We start from the raw sequence: 20,191 nt of genomic DNA, 5'->3' as shown, positions 1-20,191 counted from the left end.
ATCATGGCTGCAATCTCGTATTGCAGCCACATTAAAGAGTGTAAATAATGATGAAAAAAACCGTTGTGGTAGCTTTGGGTGGTAATGCGTTACTACGCCGAGGTGAACCTTTAGAAGCTGATATTCAGCGCGAAAATATTAAAATAGCGGTCGAATCTATTGCTGAGATTGCTCAACATTATAATGTCGTTTTAGTCCACGGTAACGGCCCACAAGTCGGTCTATTGGCGCTACAAGGCTTAGAATATACCAAAGTTAACCCATACCCATTAGATGTGTTAGGCAGTGAAACACAGGGCATGATCGGTTACATGTTAATGCAAGAATTTAAAAACCGCTTACCGGAACTTGACGTCTCTTGCTTATTAACTCAAATGACGGTTGATCCAAACGACCCTGCTTTTTCCGATCCAACTAAGCCAATTGGTCCTGTTTATGAAGAAGCTGAAGCTCGTCAACTTGCTGAAAAATACAATTGGATTATTAAACCTGATGGTCAGTATTTCCGTCGTGTGGTTCCTAGCCCACAACCAACAGGGATTGTAGAAAGCGCAGCGATTACCAAGCTGATTGAATCAGGTAACCTGGTTATTTGTACGGGTGGTGGCGGTATTCCTGTCATCAAACAAAATGGCAAGCTAACCGGTATTGAAGCGGTCATCGATAAAGACATGTCTGCCGCTTACCTAGCGCGTCAACTGAATGCGGATGCTTTACTCATCTTAACGGATGCAGATGCGGTTTATACCCACTGGGGTACACCTCAGCAACAGGCCATCCGAGCGACAACTCCGCAACAACTCTCACAGTATCAATTTGATGAAGGCTCAATGGGCCCGAAAATTGCTGCCTCATGTGAATTTGTTAAACAAGGCGGACAACTGGTTGGTATTGGTGCTTTACAAGATGGATTACGCATCCTCGAAGGTAAAGCAGGCACTTGTATCACTAAAGATTAATTTTACTATGACCGAATAAAAAGTGTCCTGCCGTCATTACGCAGAACACTATCAAATAGGAGCAACATCATGGCTTTTAACTTACGTAATCGTAACTTTTTAAAATTACTCGACTTCACTCCACGTGAAATCCAACACTTCTTAGACTTATCTTTAGAATTAAAAAAAGCTAAATACGCAGGCTATGAGCAACCACGCCTTAAAGGCAAGAATATTGCTTTAATTTTTGAAAAAACCTCGACTCGTACTCGTTGTGCTTTTGAAGTAGCGGCTTTTGACCAAGGCGCTCAAGTTTCTTACTTAGGCCCATCAGGCTCTCAAATTGGCCATAAAGAATCAATGAAAGACACGGCTCGTGTATTGGGTCGTATGTATGACGGTATCGAATATCGTGGTTTCGGCCAAGACATCGTAGAAGAACTTGGCGCGCATGCAGGCGTACCCGTTTGGAATGGTCTCACTAACGAATTCCACCCAACACAAATTCTTGCTGATTTCTTAACGATGCTAGAACACGGTCGCGGTAAAAAACTGCACGAAATCAAGTTCGCTTACTTAGGCGATGCTCGCAACAACATGGGTAACTCTTTAATGGTCGGCGCGGCAAAAATGGGTATGGAAATTAGCCTTATCGCTCCTCGTCAATTCTGGCCTGAAGAAGAGCTTTACAAACAATGTTTAGAGATCGCTGAACAAACTGGCGCGAAAATCAACCTAACTGAACATGTTGAAGCTGGCGTAAAAGATTGCGACTTCTTATACACTGACGTATGGGTATCTATGGGTGAAGCAAAAGAAGCTTGGGATGAGCGTGTGAAACTCATGACACCTTACCAAGTGAACATGGATGTCATCAAAGCGACTAACAACCCACACGTGAAATTCATGCACTGCTTACCAGCATTCCATAATGAAGAAACTACTGTCGGTAAAGATGTCGCAGAAAAATATGGTATGTCTGGTTTAGAAGTTACTGAAGATGTTTTTGAGTCTGATTACTCAATTGTCTTCGACGAAGCAGAAAACCGCATGCACACCATCAAAGCCGTGATGGTAGCAACCTTAGGTGACTAATCTTCATTTAGCCTATTAATCACTCCAATTACTCTGGCTGCCACTTGGCCAGAGTAATTTTTTTGCTCAAGTTCATTATTTCCAACACTTTCCGCACAGAATTTTTTCATCTCATTACACTCCCCATCCAAACCAAAAACACTTCAACAACATGACAAACGTTTGCTAAATGCCTCAACACACTTCGGTTTGACCCCAGTCACAAAAAGCTAATCAATCAAGAGTTTAACGATGAAATAATCATAAAAAGCTGACAAAAAAAAGCATAATAGAAACCACACAATGGACAGATGTTAAAGGTATGGAAACATTTCTATCTATTTATTCTTGCTGAAAGATTCGGATAAGGATCGAAAATGAATAAAAATATGCCTCAACAACACTTCAATGAAACTAACCCATCGTTAATCGAAGCTTGTAAAAAATTATTAAAACAACAAAGTTTTGCCAATCAAAACGACATTCGAAAAAAATTAATCGATATGGGTTACAACGGGATCAGTCAGTCCACCATTTCCCGGTTATTAACGCAACTCGGGGTAATTAAGGTTCGCAACGCAAAAGGCGAAAAGGTGTACTGCATTACCTTGGAAAGCTCTCCGGTTAGAGTGCAATCTTCTATTTTGTCTCAAATAGAATTTATCAATCATAACCAACACAATGTCATCATTAAAACCTACCCAGGCAGCGCCCAATTGATCGCCCGTTTGCTCGATAACAACCCGCACCTTGATATCCTAGGGACCATTGCCGGCAATGATACGATTTTAATTATTCCTGCAGACATCAACAAAGTGGAACGGTGTGAGCGTTTAATTAAAGAAAGTCTTGGTATGTCATAACCAACAATAATGCCCATTACCGTTGTTACGATAATGGGCATAGTGAAAGGTTAATGGCTCAGAGCAGTGAGCGATTATTGAAGGTAAGCGTTAAGCATCCACACTTCTTTTTCTTGTTGGCTGATATAGTCACTCATCAATGAAACTGTACCTTCGTCATCGACTTCAGCCGCAGATTTCACAATATGACGCTGCTTAGCTAAAAGCATACGATAAGCCGATAAGATATGCCCTACCGCATCCGCGCCATTAGAAACATTTAACGTTTCATCTAACTCTGACATCGCCAAGTAACGTGAAAAGCCATGAACAGGTGTCGAGCCTAGAGTCAAAATACGCTCGGCAATTTCATCAACTTTCACGACTAAATCGTTATAGATCTCTTCAAATTTGACGTGCAATTCAAAAAAATCACGCCCTTTAATGTTCCAGTGATAACCACGAACATTCATATATAAAATTTGATAGTCTGCCAATAATTGATTAAGTTCATCAGCCAAAACTACTGTTTGTTTTTTATCTAAACCAATCATATTCTTTTCCATTACATCGCCTCTCTAAGCTAGTGAGTGATTAACATTATTTTTTCTATGGAAATAGAATAGCCTCTTTAGAGAATAAGGTAAAAGGGATTACGGTTATTCTATCAATAGGTAATAGCTATCAAATTGCGAAAATTATCACACCCATTGACCCGCCACAAATCCAGACGACCATGCCCATTGGAAATTATACCCGCCAAGCCAACCGCTGACGTCCATCACTTCACCAACAAAATACAACCCTGGAACCTGTTTACACTCCATGGTTTTTGAAGACAGGTGCTGAGTATCCACGCCGCCTAACGTCACTTCTGCCGTCCGATAACCTTCCGTCCCATTGGGCAGTACTTGCCAATGTTGTAATTGCTGATCTATCTCATGCAACTGCTTTTCGTTGAATTGTTTCAGCGGCTTATCTTCCAAGACTTTTCGTTCAATCAGCACTTCCACGAGGCGCTTCGGCAACACTTTAGCTAAAGTATTTTTTAAACTTTGATTCGGATGCTTTTCACGAGATTGTATGAATAAATCCAAAACATCCGCTTCAGGGATCAAATTAATAGTAACGGTTTGGCCAGCTTTCCAATAAGAAGAAATCTGCAATACTGAAGGGCCAGATAAGCCACGGTGGGTAAACAATAAGGCTTCTTTAAACAGGGTGCCATCTTGAGCGGTAATTTCGGCAGGAATAGCAATCCCGGATAATTCGGCAAAATCTTCTTTATCTTCTTTATGCAAAGTAAACGGCACCAGACCTGCACTGGTCGACACCACAGATAAACCAAATTGCTCCGCGATTTTATATCCAAAAGGCGTTGCACCTAATTTAGGCATAGAAAGCCCACCGGTTGCCACGACTAAGGAATCACAAGTAATGGTGTCGGTATCAGCTTTGAAACGAAAACCTGTCTCAGTTTTTTCGATATCCTGTACATCACAACGATATCTTTGAGAAACATTCGGTAAATCGCATTCTTGCAGTAACATATCGACAATATGCTTGGCAGAGTCTACACAGAACAGTTGCCCATGTTCACGCTCTTCGTACTCAATGCCATATTTAGACACTAAGCTAATGAAATCCCAGTTGGTGTATTGAGATAGCGCCGATTTCACAAAGTGAGGGTTTTGACACAGGTAATTATTGGCGCTGACATCATAATTCGTGAAATTACAACGACCGCCTCCTGAGATCAGGATCTTACGGCCCGGCTTTTTCGCATGGTCAACAATAAGTACGCTGCGACCTCGTTTGCCAGCTTCTGCCGCACACATTAACCCGGCCGCGCCCGCTCCAATAATCACAACTTCATAATGACCATTCATAATTACTTCACTCATGTTCGCTTACCCGTATCACAACAGGCAAAATAAAAGGACGCGCGATTTTAACGCACATCCTTTTTATATCACATCTGTTTTTCCCAACGGGTGAGGCTATAAAGGTCGAGTCAGGCCATAAAAGCCATAACTAAAGTGAGTAGCGCCAAACCGGAAGTTAACACAAATAATTCACGCACTTTGCTGCATTTATAAATAAACACTTCTTCGTGATGATGCAGATATTCTTTATCTTTTAAATAATGATAAAGACGGACCTGTTTAGGAAAGTTGCTCTGACTGCTGAAAAAGCCACGCCCATCCACTTGTTGGTAAAGTAGTGGGTGCGCTTCTCGCATAATAAAAATCAGCGAGCGCAAAGTGGTGATATATCGAATAAAATTGATAAGGGTAACAAGCGCTAACGCGGTTAATAATGTATCTGCACTGATCATCTTTCCCTCCAAACCTCTTTTATAGCAGGAAGAAAAGACGATCATAATGAACGCTTTTACCGCAAATATTATACGGTTGCTGAACCTGCCATCACAGAGGATGTACCTTGTTTTGCCAATTCAGCCAGATCTTTATCGATAAAAAAGAGCGCTTTGCCATCTTCACCAACGAGTTCTAGCTTGTCTAAAATCCCTTTAAACAGCTTCTCTTCTTCATGTTGCTCTGCGACATACCATTGAAGAAAATTAAAGGTTGAGTAATCTTGGCTAGTAAAAGCCACATGAGCGAGTTTATTAATACACTGAGTGATCATCTTCTCGTGTTCATAAGTCTCACGGAAAACTTCTCCTAAACCATTAAACTCATGTTTAGGCGCATCAATTGCACCGATAATCGGTAGTCCACCTGTTTCGCTTACGTAAGTAAACAAACGTTGCATGTGCTCCATTTCTTCAGTGGCATGCTTACGTAAAAACTCCGCTGCACCTTCAAAACCTTTATCTTCGCACCAAGCACTCATTTGTAAGTATAGATTAGATGAAAAAAATTCTAGATTAATTTGCTCATTCAATTGCTCAACCATTGCATTAGAAAGCATGATGGACTCCTTGGAAAAATATTGAACAGTACCTGGCTAAACTATAACACGCTCTAGTATAAAACAATGCCAATCTTAGCCTTTCAATAGACATAAATATCAGCATAAAGCCGGATAAATGACCATGAGAACTCAAAATACTGAGAGCTCAGCGGCACTTTTTCCGTTATGGTAGTGGTAATCTGATTCATAGGTTCCATTGATTTCAAACACAGGCTGAATCCCAATAATCGGTCTCTTTGAGGTTTGAAACCAGAGGTAATATTAAAATATGGAGAGCGTAATATGACTTATAAACACATACTGGTAGCTGTCGACCTATCCGATGACAGCGAAATTCTTGTGAAAAAAGCCGCGGATTTAGCCAAAGCTTGTGACGCAAAATTGTCTCTCATTCATATTGATGTCAATTTTACCGATATGTACACTGGTTTCATGGAAATCAACTTTGCAGAAACCCAAAATGCGATGCTGGAATCCGCGCAGAAAAAAATTCAAACTTTAGTCAAAGCCATCAATTACCCAATCAGTGAAACCATTGTGTCCAGTGGTGATCTCTGTAACGAAATTGCCAATGCTATTGAAGGCATTCATGTCGATTTGGTGTTATGTGGCCACCATAAAGATTTCTGGAGTAAATTACTCTCAACCTCTCGCCAACTGATCAATGACACCTCAGTTGATATGTTAATCGTGCCACTAGAAGACTAACTTGCTTTTTATCACCTCGCACAGGTAAACTCGTCGCATCTTATTTGGTTTACAATATTTCACTAGCCTAAGGGCTCAATAAACCAAAACTTAAATCAACAAGGATGCGATATGTTTTATCTTTCTGCGGTCACGATATTGTGGGCGTTTTCGTTTAGCTTGATCGGCGTCTATCTTGCCGGTCAAGTAGATGCTTGGTTTTCGGTCTGGATGAGAATCGCACTTGCCGGCCTCATCTTCTTGCCTTTCTTAAAATTTAAAGCCATTCCTCGAACTTTGATTGCCAAACTGATGGCGATTGGCGGGGTTCAACTTGGCTTAATGTATTGCTTTTATTATCAATCCTTTTTATTGCTGTCGGTTCCTGAAGTTTTACTCTTTACTGTTTTTACCCCTATTTATGTCACGCTCATTTATGATTTATTAAAAGGTCGTTTTTCACCTTGGTATCTCATTACCGCCGCCATTGCGGTTTCTGGTGCTGCTATCATTAAATTTGCTGGAGTAAATAGCCACTTTATAAGCGGATTTTTAGTCGTACAAGGGGCCAATATTTGTTTTGCCCTTGGACAAGTAGGCTATAAGCATGTCATGGAACAATCCCCTGTCGAGCTTTCACAACGCACGGTCTTTGGCTACTTTTATATCGGAGCCTTCATTGTCGCATCTGTGGCCTTTGCTTTACTGGGTAATCCCGCCAAACTGCCGACCACTCACCTGCAATGGGGCATTCTGACCTATTTAGGTTTCATTGCCTCAGGGTTAGGGTATTTCTTATGGAATAAAGGCGCATGTATGGTCAACTCAGGGGCGCTCGCGATCATGAATAATGCGTTAGTACCGGCAGGCTTATTGGTCAATATTGTGATTTGGAATCGCGATGTGGACATGGGGCGCTTATTACTTGGCGGGGGCGTGATTATGTTGTCTTTGTGGGTCAATGAGAGTTGGGTTAAGAAGAAGGCATTGGCTTAACGTCAATAAATAGCAACCAATTTTGTAGACTCATCGTAAGAGGCACCTGAATTCCTGTGCCTCTACTGCCGAATTAATTAATGTAACGCTTTGATCGCTGGTTTTGGTTGCTTTAATAACGGCGTTATATTGAATGAAGAATCACGAGCAAACTTTGCTAATTGCTTTTCAATTCTCTCTTCACGTTGACTCATTTTTTGCTGCTGTTTAGCCAGCTTAGTCTCTTGTTTCAATAATTTATGTTCTTGTTTTAATAACTTCTTATGTTTTTTAACCGCTTGTCGCTGCTTTTTCAGTAATTTTTTCAATTGCTTTTGCTGCTTTTTCTGCGCTTTTAAACTCACCTTTACTTGTTTTAAGTTCAAACTAAGAGAAGTTAGCGCATTAGGCTGGATCGATTCTATTTGAGCTTTGGGCTTGGCCGTCAAAGTAAGAGGGGTGACAACATTCACACCATCAGCTTTGACTTCAATCTTGGCTGGAATATGAGCATCAGCATGCAACAAGCTATCTCGTTGCGCTTTTAATGCCTTAGCTTTAGCCACAACTTGAGAAATGTTGTGGGCTTGTTGTTCGCTCTGATGGCGATTTTTCACCTTGGTACTAATCGTTTTTTGAGATGCCACTCGACGAGCGTTATTAGACAACGTCGATGGGTGGCACAGAACATTTTTTTGGTTCGAGGTACGGGCACAAGAACGACAATAAAATTTAGCATCGACCACCAGCTTTTCAATATTGCCGGCTTTAATATCACGACGAGACAATTTGCATAACGACTTTGCCACAACTGCACACCTAACTAAGTGAAATGACGAATGAGTGACTAGCGAGCTGGCACTTACGCAAACAACACTAGTAATAATAACGATTCTTATTTCATTTATAGTGACTAATTCTCTTTAATGCAAGTGAAAACTAGTCGTATTAAGTGCAAAAAAAACGCCTTACCGATCTGAACCAATAAGGCGTTGGAGAGGCATTTATCACAAGGTTTTATTTTCTATAGATATATTTTTGTTCCACATCTACCAAGGCGATAGGATTCAAAAATGAACGTCCTATTAAAATGGCGTTAATCATGTGGTCACGATCAACAAGATTAAATGGCGTCGTATAGGTTTTATCCCCTAGCTTAATATCCAATTCCACAATCGGGCGACGTGACGTTTTGGTGCTTGAAGATTGCTTAATATGCACCCAACGTTGGACCGGTAAGGTAATTTCTTTGCTCACCTTATCTTTTGCTTTGATTTTGAATGACACCATATCTTTACCATCTCGTTCAAAATCATGAATATCAATCGCATTAATGGACGATGTGGTTGCACCAGTATCGATTTTGGCAATGGTTCTTTGTTCGGTATTCAGAACGGTTACCCATTCTTTTTGTCCAACCACGATCTTATTTTGCAGTAATTGAGCAACGTCTGTTTGCGGTTCGGCGGCCGTCACAGATAAAGGCAGCAACAATAACGCCGAGAATAATACGTGAGAATATTTCATAAACACCTTTACGGTTAAATGTGAATAACACGGAATTGGACTCTAACGCTAAACGTTAATTCCTTCCCTTTTGTCAATTTTTTGTCACCCTTAGCCTTAACGGTTTACCCGGTTGAAGGCATACAGTTAAAGGAATATGGTTTAAGACTCGCGGTTTAAACCATACTATTCAAACCATGCTATTTAAAACATACACATCAAAGCGATTTTTTTTCGTTTCAATCGCCATGTTGGGTTGTTGTTGTGCCAACCAAGGCGCATAGTCTGGTCGTTTTACCACCACCCGCTTAGTTGCTAACGCTAAGGCAGGCTCAAGCAAAGCATCTGCATCATTATCAGCGCCAACTAAGGACTGAAAAACGCGCATTTCTTTTTTAACTAAGGCGCTCTTTTTCTTATTTTCAGGATGCGGATACATAGGGTCAAGGTACACCACATCCGGTCGTACGAAATCCGATTGCTCACATAACTGCAACAGTGCGTCATGACTTGAAGCGTGTAATAACTGCATCCGCTCACTCACCCAACTACCAATTTCTGGGTCTTGCTTGGCACGAGTTAATCCATCATCTAATAAGGCGGCAACCACCGGATTGCGTTCAACCATTTGCACATAACAACCTAATGAGGCCAATACAAATGCATCACGACCTAACCCAGCTGTGGCATCTAACACGCTTGGGGTTACGCCTTTATTTAACCCTGCGGCTTTCGCAATGGCTTGCCCTTTACCACCACCAAATTTGCGTCGATGCGCCACCGCGCCACCAGCTAAATCAACATAAATGGCGCCTAATTTAGGTTCATCCAACTTACGTAGCTCTAAACGCTCCTCAGTCAACACCAAAGCAAACTGGCTATCTTGCTGATGGGTGAGTTGCCAACGTTCCGCGATGGCGTTCAGTTCAGGTTGTTTTTGCGGGTCATCGCAACATAAACGTAGCTGCACATAAGCTCCAAATACAATGAGTGAATAATTTAAGAGTGGGATAATAAATGAGAAGTATCATGAAAAACAGGACGATTCATCATCCGCTTCACTAATTGCTCTAATGGCAGTGGTTCACTAATAAGATACCCTTGAGCATAATCGACCTCCATGCTGATTAATTCTGCGAGAATTTCTTCATTTTCAACAAACTCTGCGACGGTTTTCTTACCTAACTGCTTCACTAAATCATGAATGGATTTCACTAACACGCGATCCATCTCATCTTGATGCATATCGCGAACAAAACAGCCGTCAATCTTAACAATATCCAGCGGTAAGGTTTTTAAATAGGCAAAAGACGACAAGCCTGAGCCAAAATCATCCAAGGCGATCATGCAACCTAAGGCTTTCAATTGGGTAAAGAAATCCATGGCATCTTTCATATTACCCACCGCGGCAGTTTCGGTGATCTCAATGCAAAGTTTACTGGTTGGGAGCGAGGTGTTTTTTATCCGCTCAATCAAAAAGCCTACAAAGTCTTTATCTCCCATCGATTGGCCGGATAAGTTAATCGAGCAACGCGCAAGTCTAGCAACTATTTCAGGTCGCGCTTCAAACCACGTTAATGTTTTTTCAAACACAGCGCGATCAATTAAGTGCGCTAAGTTATACCGTTCAATCGCTGGCATAAATATGCCTGGCGAAATAAGTCGATTGTCTTTATCTCGCAGGCGGACTAAAACTTCGAAATACATGTTCTCGCTTGGGGTAGTCGCCAAGTCAATAATAGGCTGAGCGTATAAATCCACACGGTCGTGCGCCAATGCATCATACACTTGGTTCACGCATTCCATTTCTAGTTCACGGTGACGTAAGTTCTCATCATCAGCTCGGTACAAGTGCGCTCGGTTACGCCCTTCTTCTTTGGCTAAATGGCAAGCGGTATCAACTTGAGCATGGATTTGTTGAGTGGAGGTCGCACTGTGATCGATAAGGCGTAAGCCAATCGAACAGTTCAAATTAAAATGAATACCGTTCCAAGTAAAATGGTTGATTTTAAAAGCGTGCAGAACTTTTTGGGCAAATTGAATAAGTTCATTTTCATTGGTATCACGCAATAAAATTGCAAATTCATCACCTCCCGTTCTGGCAAGCTCTGCCGATGGTGGCGTGATATCTGTCAATAATTGTGCGCTATAGATGATCGCCGCATCTCCAGCTTCATGCCCCACCGTATCATTGATGAGCTTGAACTGATCTAAATCCAAATAAAGCAAGCCATGGGAACGGTTTTGTTGTTTAACTTCTAATAATGCCCGCGCCAGTTCTTGTTCAAAATGATTGCGATTATATAAACTGGTTAATAAGTCATGATGGGCTTGAAAATCTAATGTCTCAGCCAATAAATGCATCTCTGAAATATCTTCGCCCACAATCAGTAATTGTTGTGTTGCAGGAATTTGACGAATATTTTCTCGAATCCACACAGTTCGTTTATTGACATCCAAATAACGAATTTCTCGCCTAACAACAAAGGGTGTGGTGGACTCGGTGAGCTGAGGTGGCTTCACTTGTCCTAATGTCAATTGAGCCGTTAGCTGGGAGGATGAACAATAGAATTCTTGTAATTTATGGCCTAATAGCTGCTCCAACGAATACCCGAGTAATTCTGCTGTAAATTTATTAGCCGCTTGGATAATGTCATGTTCATCAACGGTTAACATCATCACCGGTTGTAAGTCATAATACGTTCTAAAACGCGCTTCACTTTCGAGTAATTGCTTCTCTGCCTGCTTTTTGGCTGTAATATCTTTACCTTCAAATAAATAATAACGTCCGCTATTGTCGATGTTAGGTAGCTTTTTTATCGTTATGTCAAACACCGCTGGGCCGATACGACTATCAATTAGCTCCCCTTCAAAACGGACAATACCCCTTTTTTTTACATCCTCCAGTGCCTGTTGTACTTTATTCTTACTCACTTCAGACCAGCCGGCAAACGCCCAAACTGGCTGCTCATAATCAAATTGAGGTGCCGAAACCAACTCTTTCAAAGTCAAATTACTAGAAATTAAATGTGCGTGTTCATCCACTACACCGATACCTTGATAACTTAAATTATAGACGGACTCTAATAAGTGTTGATGATGTTGCCGCTCTTTTCTCTTTTGCTTGAGATAATGTGACCAACGAAATCCAGCCACCAAAGCCACTCCTGCTATCAGAAGAAAACCAAGAGCAAAAAAAAGCATATCAAGACTCATGATGTTAAGACTCGATGAATAATAAAGACCAAATAATAGAACCTGGACAGGCTCTTTGATAACCCTGAACGGTTACTTCATTGTGTGTCAAATCCATTTGTTCACCTCACTTATCATCAAACCACTTTTATATTCAGCTAATGTCATCTTTGTAAATCACAATAACCTTTTTTGTAAACAAAAGGATATAAAAATCAACCCTTATTCATCATGGCTCATCTTTATTGCCTTACCAACTATTTCATTGACAGTTTGTGATATTCTTAACTCACCTCTAATCATAATCATCAAGGATGTACGATGTCGGAAGCTAACGTTCGACTGGATGACCTCGATCGCGCTATTTTAAAAATTCTGATGGCAGATGCTCGAACCCCTTACGCTGAAATGGCCAAGCGTTTTGATGTCAGCCCAGCCACCGTGCATGTTCGTGTGGAAAAAATGAAAGCCGCCAAAGTCATTGAAGGGACGGAAGTGGTGGTTAATGAAAAAAAACTCGGCTATGACGTCTGCTGTTTTATTGGTATTAACCTCAATGCAGCGCGTGATTACCACTCTGCGATAGAAAAACTCAATGCCTTAGATGAAGTGGTTGAGGCTTATTACACCACAGGGGCCTACAATATTTTTGTAAAATTGATGTGCAAGAACATTGAAGAGCTGCAATATGTATTGATTGATAAACTGCAAGCTATTGACGAAGTACAGTCCACTGAAACTTTGATTTCGCTGCAAAATCCAATTAACCGCAGTGTGAATCCTTAAATAGAATAGACTCAGCATCCCCATACGGCATGATTCGTGTGTGCTGAGTGCATCATGAGGTTAACGAATAGCTACTGGGCTATTCAACATTCACGGTGGGTGATTTTTCTTTATAGCACCTTGGCTGTCTTGGGCACATTCCTCCGCGAGCACAAATTACTCTTGCTTCACTGTCAATACCACGTTCAATCCAATTAATATTTAAAATGCGCGCCACCGTTAAAAGTGACTTTTTAATCTCATAAGGGATGACGCACTGACCACCTTTACGTACGCATTCTTTTTGCAACGCTTTGGCGATTTCTACCGCATCTTGCCCTTGTGCTTCTAGTGCCGGATTGAGATCAACCCCAGAACACAGCACATGATAATTGCCCGCCATGTCTTTGACTTTAACCGATTCACAGCAATAAATATGCGGTACACCATCTTGATTAAGCACTGAAATTTGCGCTACCGGAGTATTGCCAGGAATGCCAATCATACGAAAGACGGACCAATGCTGACACGGGTCTTCCACCATGCGCATATTGCCCCACGGCAGTGGAATACCATTACCTCGATACACGGCTTTCAATTTGCCCGGATTGTAGGCATCAAAGTAATGCCAATATGGATAAGGTGACACTGCAGTCATGCGGCGCATCACCACCGATTCCGACACACCAATCAATTGACTGACGCTGATTTCATAACCGTGCCTATCGAGTAATTGGCGAAATGGCACTCTGGGGCACAATAACGCCCCGGCAAAAAACGAGCATTCAAAATCACGCCACGCTTGTAAAATATGAGTCGAATCTAGGCGGTTCACATCCCGGGTTAAATCCGGCTTTAAGGTAGATAAATTCCGGTTATCCGAGGCAATGACGTGCTTTTCTCCGTCGCTGTTATGCAACACTTTATGGCCAATGTGCACCGCCAGATCATATTTCAGTTTTTCCGGGCTGGCTTTGAGGGCGCGATTAATCCGGATCACTCCAGGCGCTTCAGCATAAGAGCGCACTATATGTTTAGATTTCACCCCGTGGCTATCCACCACATCTTGCGACGGCTCATCAAACCACTTCACGGTAACGCCTACGTCTTTACAAATATCAAGCAAATCCTCCACCGCCAATGGCATGCGCTTTTGCCCTACTTGCTCTGCCGCTTTTTCCAGATCAGGAAAATGATTTTGATGATGCTCTTGGTGGGCGCGGATTAACAGATGAGCAAATTGATGACCAGTGGTGCCGGTTTGCGACAACATTTCAGGAATGGCAATTTGTAAAATATCATTCGAAAACAAGAAACTCGGCTCAAGCGCCATACCATTAATTCCCCCGCGAGAGCCTTTTTCGGGAGTAATTTCTTGCTCTTCACTGGCATCATCTAAAAACCAGTGCAGCGGCTTTTGAAAAACTTGCGCAATCACTTCTAGCATGCCTTCACTCGGCACCCGTTTACCACGCTCGATCATCGAAAGATAGGACACTGACGGGGCATCCTCAGGGTCAATTTTAATGCAACGAGACGATAAATCCTCCAAAGTTAACCCGTTACGTTTTCGCAAGTTACGAACCTTAGTACCGAGAAAATGTGATTGTCTATTCAATGTATTTGTCGTTTTCATCGCCCGCCCCTCTCCCTGAGCTGTTTTTGTAAAATTTACACTGTGTAATTTTCTTTGTGAAATTTTAGCCAATTTATCGCTATTCTTGAGTTTCAGGATAAAAAAGCAGCATTTGATGTTCCGTTTTAAGAAGCCAGTCACTAATTGGACCACTTAAACGCTCAATATCAAATCTCACGCAGGCAACACGAGGGAACGATTATGAACTTAGCGCAAGTACAGCCAATTACCGATGATCAAACTCATCGCCAAGCTATCAAACCAGCCACGCGACATACCATTAATGCGGCTCTTGTTCAGTTCGTCAATCAAGAGGTGCTGCCGTTAACTGGACTCAACCCAACACAATTCTGGGCCGACCTTGATGCATTGCTCACAGATCTTACGCCCAAAAATCACGCTTTATTAGCCAAGCGAGCACAACTGCAGCAACAAATTGATGATTGGCACAAAGCACACCCCCACTCGGCTCACGAGCAATATCAAGATTTTTTGCGCAACATCGGCTACTTAGTACCTCAAGGGGATGATTTCCAAATTACAACTAGTAATGTGGATGAAGAAATAGCAAGGTTAGCTGGACCACAATTGGTAGTACCAATTAAAAACGCTCGCTTTGCCTTGAATGCGGCAAATGCTCGTTGGGGCAGCTTATATGATGCGGTTTATGGCAGCGATGTCATTTCCCACACTGAAGGTTTGAAAGCAGGCAAAAAATACAACCCCGCACGCGGCCAGCATGTAATTCAATTTGCCAAAAACTTTTTGGACCAAAATTTTCCATTAAAACAAGGCTCGCACCACGATGTTCAGGCTTACACCGTGTACTTCCGCCACCTCTTGGCTACCTTCCCAGATGGAAGTCAATCAGGGTTAGCCCAACCCTGCCAGTTTGTAGCTTCAAGCAACCCTGATGTTGAGCCAACCTCTATCGTCTTGAAGAATAATGGCTTACATATTGAGCTGATCATCAACCGCAAAGGCGCAATTGGTCGCCATGACCTTGCCGGTTTGGATGACATTCAAGTGGAATCGGCGCTGTCGACCATTATGGACTTTGAAGACTCTATTGCCGCGGTTGATAGTGAGGACAAAATCGAAGCATATCGTAATTGGTTTGGCTTAATCACAGGTAACTTAACCGCCAATATCACCAAAGGTAATCAAACTCATATTCGTCGCTTAAATTGCGACCGTAGCTACACGAGTAAAAATAGCTCTAGCGATGAAAATGGTAATGACTACAACTTACATGGCCGTTCACTCTTGTTAGTTCGTAATGTTGGCCACTTGATGACCAGTGATTTAGCACAAGATGCTCAAGGGCAAAACATGCCCGAAGGTTTGATGGATGCGGTCATCACCTCACTGATTGCCTCAATTGAAATTAAAAATCCAGCGGCCTGTCGGGTAACTAACAGCCGCACTGGCAGCATTTATATTGTTAAACCTAAAATGCACGGTCCGGAAGAAGTAGAGTTCAGCAATGAAATCTTTGAACGTGTCGAGAAAATGCTACAACTACCAGCGAACACTATCAAAATGGGCATTATGGATGAAGAACGTCGCACTACGGTTAACCTAAAAGAGTGCATCCGTGCCGCACAATCTCGCGTGGTGTTTATTAATACTGGTTTTCTTGACCGCACCGGCGATGAAATTCACACCAGCATGCAAGCCGGTGCATTTAAACCCAAAGCGGATATTAAGCACCAAGCTTGGATCAATGCTTATGAAAACAATAATGTGGAAATCGGCCTCGCTTGTGGGTTTGCCGGTAAAGCACAAATTGGTAAAGGTATGTGGGCAATGCCAGATGAAATGAAAGCCATGATGACAGCAAAAATTGCTCACCCACAAGCAGGCGCGAACACCGCTTGGGTGCCCTCACCAACCGCGGCTACCTTGCATGCGCTTCATTACCATCAAGTGAATGTATTCGAACAGCAGCAAACCATTTGCGAACGTACGCCGGCTAAGCTGGAAGACTTATTAAGCCTTGAGCTACTAGGCGACAACGAGTTAACACAGCGGCAAGTGGAAGCGGAACTCGATAACAACATTCAAGGCATTTTGGGCTACGTGGTGCGTTGGGTAGAAATGGGGATTGGTTGTTCCAAAGTGCCTGATATTAATAATGTCGAGTTAATGGAAGACCGCGCCACACTGCGTATTTCCAGCCAACACATTGCCAATTGGTTACTGCACGGCATCTGCCGCCCCGAGCAAGTAATGGACAGCATGCACAAAATGGCGCAAGTGGTAGATGCACAAAATGTCGGCTCAGAAGGTTACCAACCTATGATGCCAAATGTAGAACAAAGTCTCGCGTTCCAAGCGGCACGAGAATTGATTTTCCAAGGCCGTCATCAGCCAAGTGGCTATACCGAGCCGTTGTTGCATCAATATCGAGTTTGGGCGAAGAACGAATTAAGACCCTAGCCGAGAGCCGAGAGCCGAGAGCCGAGAGCCGAGAGCCGAGAGCCGAGAGCCGAGAGCCGAGAGCCGAGAGCCGAGAGCCGAGAGCCGAGAGCCGAGAGCCGAGAGCCGAGAGCCGAGAGGATTGTGTGGCGAGACTACCTAATGTCAACCATTCTTTTCGGCTCCCGAGCGCAGCGTCCTCGCAACTCGTACCTAGAAACCAGGAACCAGGAACCAGGAACCAGGAACCAGGAACCAATTAAAGAACACAAACTAAGTTACTACTAATAAGAAATCGACAACAACCATTTGACTATCCGATAACGAAACAAGAAGGGAATCATTATGCCAAATACAACCTCTCCAAATAGCTATAAGAGCCAACTCTCTGAAGCAACCAAGGCAATTGAAGGAAATGCCACTTGGAATGCCATCACACCAGAATATGTAGCACGTATGCGTTTGCAAAATCGCTTCCGTTCAGGGCTAGACATCGCCCGCTACACTGCCAAACTCATGCGTGAAGATATGAATGCTTACGACCAAAACTGTGCTAACTACACCCAATCTCTGGGCTGTTGGCATGGTTTTATCGGCCAACAAAAAATGATTTCGATTAAGAAGCACTTTGAAACCACCCGCGGCCGTTACCTCTATCTTTCAGGCTGGATGGTGGCGGCGATGCGCTCCGATTTCGGTCCTTTGCCAGACCAATCGATGCATGAGAAAACCTCAGTACCGATGTTAATTGAAGAGCTATACACCTTCTTAAAACAAGCCGATGCCCGTGAATTGAACCATCTATTTAAAGAACTCGATAGCGCCCAAGCAGCAGGCGATCAAGTCAAAGTTCAGGCGCTACAAAACCAAATCGATAACTTTGAAACCCATGTGGTGCCTATCATTGCCGATATCGACGCTGGTTTTGGTAACGAAGAAGCCACTTACTTGCTCGCGAAGAAAATGATTGAAGCGGGAGCCTGCTGTATTCAAATCGAAAACCAAGTATCGGATGCCAAACAGTGTGGTCACCAAGACGGCAAAGTAACCGTACCACATGAAGACTTTTTAGCGAAAATCAATGCTGTTCGCTACGCATTTCTCGAACTTGGCGTAGAAGATGGTGTCATTGTGGCGCGTACCGACTCACTCGGCGCCGGCCTGACGCAAAAAATTCCGGTTTCGCAAACCCCGGGCGACTTAGCTGATCAATACAACGCTTACATTGATGGCGTGGAGATCACTTCATTGTCTGAGCTAAACTCTGGCGACATGGTCTTAAAACAAGGTGAGGCGGTCATTAGACCAACTCGTCTGCCTAATGGCTTGATTCGCTTTAAACCCAACACAGGTGAAGATCGCGTGGTACTCGATTGCATCACTTCGCTACAAAACGGTGCTGATTTGCTATGGATTGAGACCGAAAAACCACACATAGGGCAAATTGCTGGCATGGTCAACCGCATCCGTGAGGTTATCCCTAATGCCAAGTTAGTTTACAACAACAGCCCATCGTTTAACTGGACGCTTAACTTCCGTCAGCAAGTGTTTGATGCATGGAGTGAAGAAGGCAAAGACGTTTCAACCTATGAGCGTGACCAACTGATGAACCAAGTATACGACGGTTCAGAGTTAGCACTGGCGGCAGATAAGAAGATTCAAAACTTCCAACGTGATGCGGCAGCGCAAGCGGGAATATTCCACCATTTGATCACGCTACCCACCTATCACACCGCGGCGCTGTCTACTGACAACTTGGCGAAAGATTACTTTGGTGAGCAAGGCATGTTGGCTTATGTGGCTGGGGTTCAACGGAAAGAAATTCGTCAAGGTTTAGCGTCGGTAAAACACCAAGATATGTCAGGTTCGAACATTGGTGACGATCACAAAGAATACTTCTCGGGTGAGCAAGCACTAAAAGCATCGGGGGACAATAATACCATGAATCAGTTCTCGTAACCGCGAAGTGACGAGTCGCGAGGACGCTTCGCTCGAGAGCCGAGTGAAGAGCCGAGTCACTCTCAATAAGCCCTTCCCTTAACTAAAAGACTTCCCATTTCTCAGTTGGCGAGAATACAGGAAGTCTTTTTTCATCGCTATAAAAGCCCGTCATTCTGAAAAGCGACCTAGGAGCGCACTTCAGAATCTCCCACAACAACTGAACTCTCAAGATGCTTTAGGAATGTGCTTTAGGAGATTCCAAACAGCTCGTCCCTCACTTTTGGAATGACGCTAATCTATAAGCGCAGCGTCCTCGTAACTAGCAGCTAAAACCCCAAAGCACCTAAAAAATCAAAAGACTTCCGATCTCTCAGTTAGCGAGAATACAGGAAGTCTTTTTCATCGCTATAAAAGCCCGTCATTCTGAAAATCGACCAACACAATATCCGAGCACTAAGTCATGAACACTCTTTTCGGCTCTCGAGCGCAGCGTCCTCGCAACTCGTACCTAGGAACTAGGAACTAGGAACTAGGAACTAGGAACTAGGACCCCATTAAAGTCTTCACCAATCCAAGCGCTATCGAAAACATCACCACTGCAATCACACTATCTAATACTTGCCAGGTTCTTGGTTTTTCAAATAACGGGATCAATTTTTTCGCAATGTACGCCACACCATAAAACCAAATAGCAGAAGCAGATAATGAACCTAATAAGAACCACTTTTTCTCGTCAAAGTTTAATGATGAAGTAATGCCGCCTAACACCACAATCGTGTCGATATAAACGTGCGGGTTTAAAAATGTCATCGCTAACGTCATCAACGCTACTGAAACCCAGTTACGATTGACCTCTTTTTTATCAATACTTAATTGGTTGTTACCTTGCCAAGCCGACTTCGCTGACATCAAGCCATACCAACATAAAAAAGCCACACCCATTAAGGTCAAGATTTTAGTTAATAACGGCGCTTGGTGTAATAAAGCCCCAACCCCTAAAATCCCAGAACTAATCAGTAACACATCGCCCAAAAAGCAAATTGTCGCCACCAGCATGACATAATTATTTTTCAGACCCGACTTCAACAAAAAGGCATTTTGGCTACCAATTGCCACAATCAAGCTACCTGAAATCGCCGCCCCTTTTAATGCCACACTAAACATGCAATTACCTTTCTTTATAGTTATCTGAGTAAGTTAAGTGGCGGCTATATTGCACTCTCTTTCACTTTAGATAAAATTAAATAAACTTAACTGTCATTAGATTTACT

At 42.8% G+C, this 20,191-nt stretch carries 18 protein-coding genes; 8 read left to right on the top strand and 10 right to left on the bottom strand.

All coding sequences use genetic code 11. The features are described from left to right. Positions 1-47 precede the first annotated feature (47 nt). The 3 genes from arcC to VCA1004_RS00840 all read left to right on the top strand — a co-directional run bounded on the left by arcC (position 48) and on the right by VCA1004_RS00840 (position 2,875). Positions 48-959: a carbamate kinase gene (gene arcC, locus VCA1004_RS00850; protein ID WP_086981977.1), complete on the top strand. Its 912-nt coding sequence runs from the start codon at positions 48-50 to the stop codon at positions 957-959. Positions 960-1,028: 69 nt separating this feature from the next. Continuing rightward, the gene (gene argF / locus VCA1004_RS00845; protein ID WP_086981976.1) at positions 1,029-2,033 is read left to right on the top strand and encodes an ornithine carbamoyltransferase; all 1,005 of its coding nucleotides are present in this window, start codon (positions 1,029-1,031) and stop codon (positions 2,031-2,033) included. Positions 2,034-2,389: 356 nt separating this feature from the next. Then, positions 2,390-2,875: an arginine repressor gene (locus tag VCA1004_RS00840; protein ID WP_086981975.1), complete on the top strand. Its 486-nt coding sequence runs from the start codon at positions 2,390-2,392 to the stop codon at positions 2,873-2,875. Positions 2,876-2,949: 74 nt separating this feature from the next. Here VCA1004_RS00840 and VCA1004_RS00835 read toward each other — a convergent pair whose 3' ends face one another. The 4 genes from VCA1004_RS00835 to ftnA form a co-directional block, all read right to left on the bottom strand. Further along, positions 2,950-3,420 (bottom strand): Dps family protein, encoded by a 471-nt coding sequence (locus VCA1004_RS00835; RefSeq protein WP_086981974.1) that lies wholly within the window; start codon positions 3,418-3,420, stop codon positions 2,950-2,952. A gap of 135 nt (positions 3,421-3,555) precedes the next feature. Further along, positions 3,556-4,743: a BaiN/RdsA family NAD(P)/FAD-dependent oxidoreductase gene (locus VCA1004_RS00830; protein ID WP_086981973.1), complete on the bottom strand. Its 1,188-nt coding sequence runs from the start codon at positions 4,741-4,743 to the stop codon at positions 3,556-3,558. Between the two features lie 125 nt (positions 4,744-4,868). Beyond that, the gene (gene uspB / locus VCA1004_RS00825) at positions 4,869-5,192 is read right to left on the bottom strand and encodes a universal stress protein UspB (protein ID WP_086981972.1); all 324 of its coding nucleotides are present in this window, start codon (positions 5,190-5,192) and stop codon (positions 4,869-4,871) included. A gap of 68 nt (positions 5,193-5,260) precedes the next feature. Beyond that, positions 5,261-5,791 carry a non-heme ferritin gene (ftnA, locus tag VCA1004_RS00820; protein WP_086981971.1) on the bottom strand — a complete coding sequence of 177 codons (531 nt, stop codon included), beginning with the start codon at positions 5,789-5,791 and terminating at the stop codon, positions 5,261-5,263. A gap of 285 nt (positions 5,792-6,076) precedes the next feature. On the opposite strand from ftnA, the gene VCA1004_RS00815 reads away from it, so the two are divergent. Then, positions 6,077-6,502 carry a universal stress protein gene (locus VCA1004_RS00815; protein WP_086981970.1) on the top strand — a complete coding sequence of 142 codons (426 nt, stop codon included), beginning with the start codon at positions 6,077-6,079 and terminating at the stop codon, positions 6,500-6,502. A gap of 111 nt (positions 6,503-6,613) precedes the next feature. Then, positions 6,614-7,477 carry a carboxylate/amino acid/amine transporter gene (locus VCA1004_RS00810; protein ID WP_086981969.1) on the top strand — a complete coding sequence of 288 codons (864 nt, stop codon included), beginning with the start codon at positions 6,614-6,616 and terminating at the stop codon, positions 7,475-7,477. Positions 7,478-7,554: 77 nt separating this feature from the next. Here VCA1004_RS00810 and VCA1004_RS00805 read toward each other — a convergent pair whose 3' ends face one another. The 4 genes from VCA1004_RS00805 to VCA1004_RS00790 all read right to left on the bottom strand — a co-directional run bounded on the left by VCA1004_RS00805 (position 7,555) and on the right by VCA1004_RS00790 (position 12,166). After that, the gene (locus VCA1004_RS00805; RefSeq protein ID WP_086981968.1) at positions 7,555-8,265 is read right to left on the bottom strand and encodes a hypothetical protein; all 711 of its coding nucleotides are present in this window, start codon (positions 8,263-8,265) and stop codon (positions 7,555-7,557) included. A gap of 208 nt (positions 8,266-8,473) precedes the next feature. After that, the gene (locus VCA1004_RS00800) at positions 8,474-8,983 is read right to left on the bottom strand and encodes an ATP-dependent zinc protease family protein (protein WP_086981967.1); all 510 of its coding nucleotides are present in this window, start codon (positions 8,981-8,983) and stop codon (positions 8,474-8,476) included. Between the two features lie 169 nt (positions 8,984-9,152). Next, entirely contained in the window at positions 9,153-9,932 is a 780-nt protein-coding gene (locus VCA1004_RS00795; protein WP_086981966.1) for a class I SAM-dependent methyltransferase, read from the bottom strand. A 29-nt stretch (positions 9,933-9,961) separates the two neighbouring features. Then, a complete protein-coding gene (locus VCA1004_RS00790) occupies positions 9,962-12,166 on the bottom strand; it encodes an EAL domain-containing protein (protein WP_164520807.1) in 2,205 nt (734 codons plus the stop codon). A 312-nt stretch (positions 12,167-12,478) separates the two neighbouring features. Here VCA1004_RS00790 and asnC point away from each other — a divergent pair, with 312 nt between their 5' ends. Further along, on the top strand, positions 12,479-12,943 hold the full coding sequence (gene asnC, locus VCA1004_RS00785; protein WP_086981964.1) for a transcriptional regulator AsnC: 465 nt from the start codon (positions 12,479-12,481) through the stop codon (positions 12,941-12,943). Between the two features lie 79 nt (positions 12,944-13,022). On the opposite strand, the gene VCA1004_RS00780 is transcribed toward asnC, so the two are convergent. Next, positions 13,023-14,558, bottom strand: a complete 1,536-nt coding sequence (locus VCA1004_RS00780) for a DUF3612 domain-containing protein (protein WP_086981963.1) — start codon at positions 14,556-14,558, stop codon at positions 13,023-13,025. Positions 14,559-14,759: 201 nt separating this feature from the next. Between VCA1004_RS00780 and VCA1004_RS00775 the strand changes: the two genes are divergently transcribed. Next, the gene (locus VCA1004_RS00775; RefSeq protein WP_086981962.1) at positions 14,760-17,000 is read left to right on the top strand and encodes a malate synthase G; all 2,241 of its coding nucleotides are present in this window, start codon (positions 14,760-14,762) and stop codon (positions 16,998-17,000) included. A 324-nt stretch (positions 17,001-17,324) separates the two neighbouring features. After that, positions 17,325-18,938, top strand: coding sequence for an isocitrate lyase (locus tag VCA1004_RS00765; protein ID WP_086981961.1), 1,614 nt, complete (start codon positions 17,325-17,327; stop codon positions 18,936-18,938). Between the two features lie 525 nt (positions 18,939-19,463). Here the strand turns inward: VCA1004_RS00765 and VCA1004_RS00760 are convergent. After that, entirely contained in the window at positions 19,464-20,084 is a 621-nt protein-coding gene (locus VCA1004_RS00760) for a LysE/ArgO family amino acid transporter (protein ID WP_086981960.1), read from the bottom strand. Positions 20,085-20,191 lie beyond the last annotated feature (107 nt).

Origin of the sequence: Vibrio aphrogenes, from assembly GCF_002157735.2 — a bacterium.
GTDB lineage: Bacteria > Pseudomonadota > Gammaproteobacteria > Enterobacterales > Vibrionaceae > Vibrio > Vibrio aphrogenes.
The sequence above is the reverse complement of the archived record's forward strand: the minus strand, read 5'-3'. Positions and strand labels throughout refer to the sequence as shown.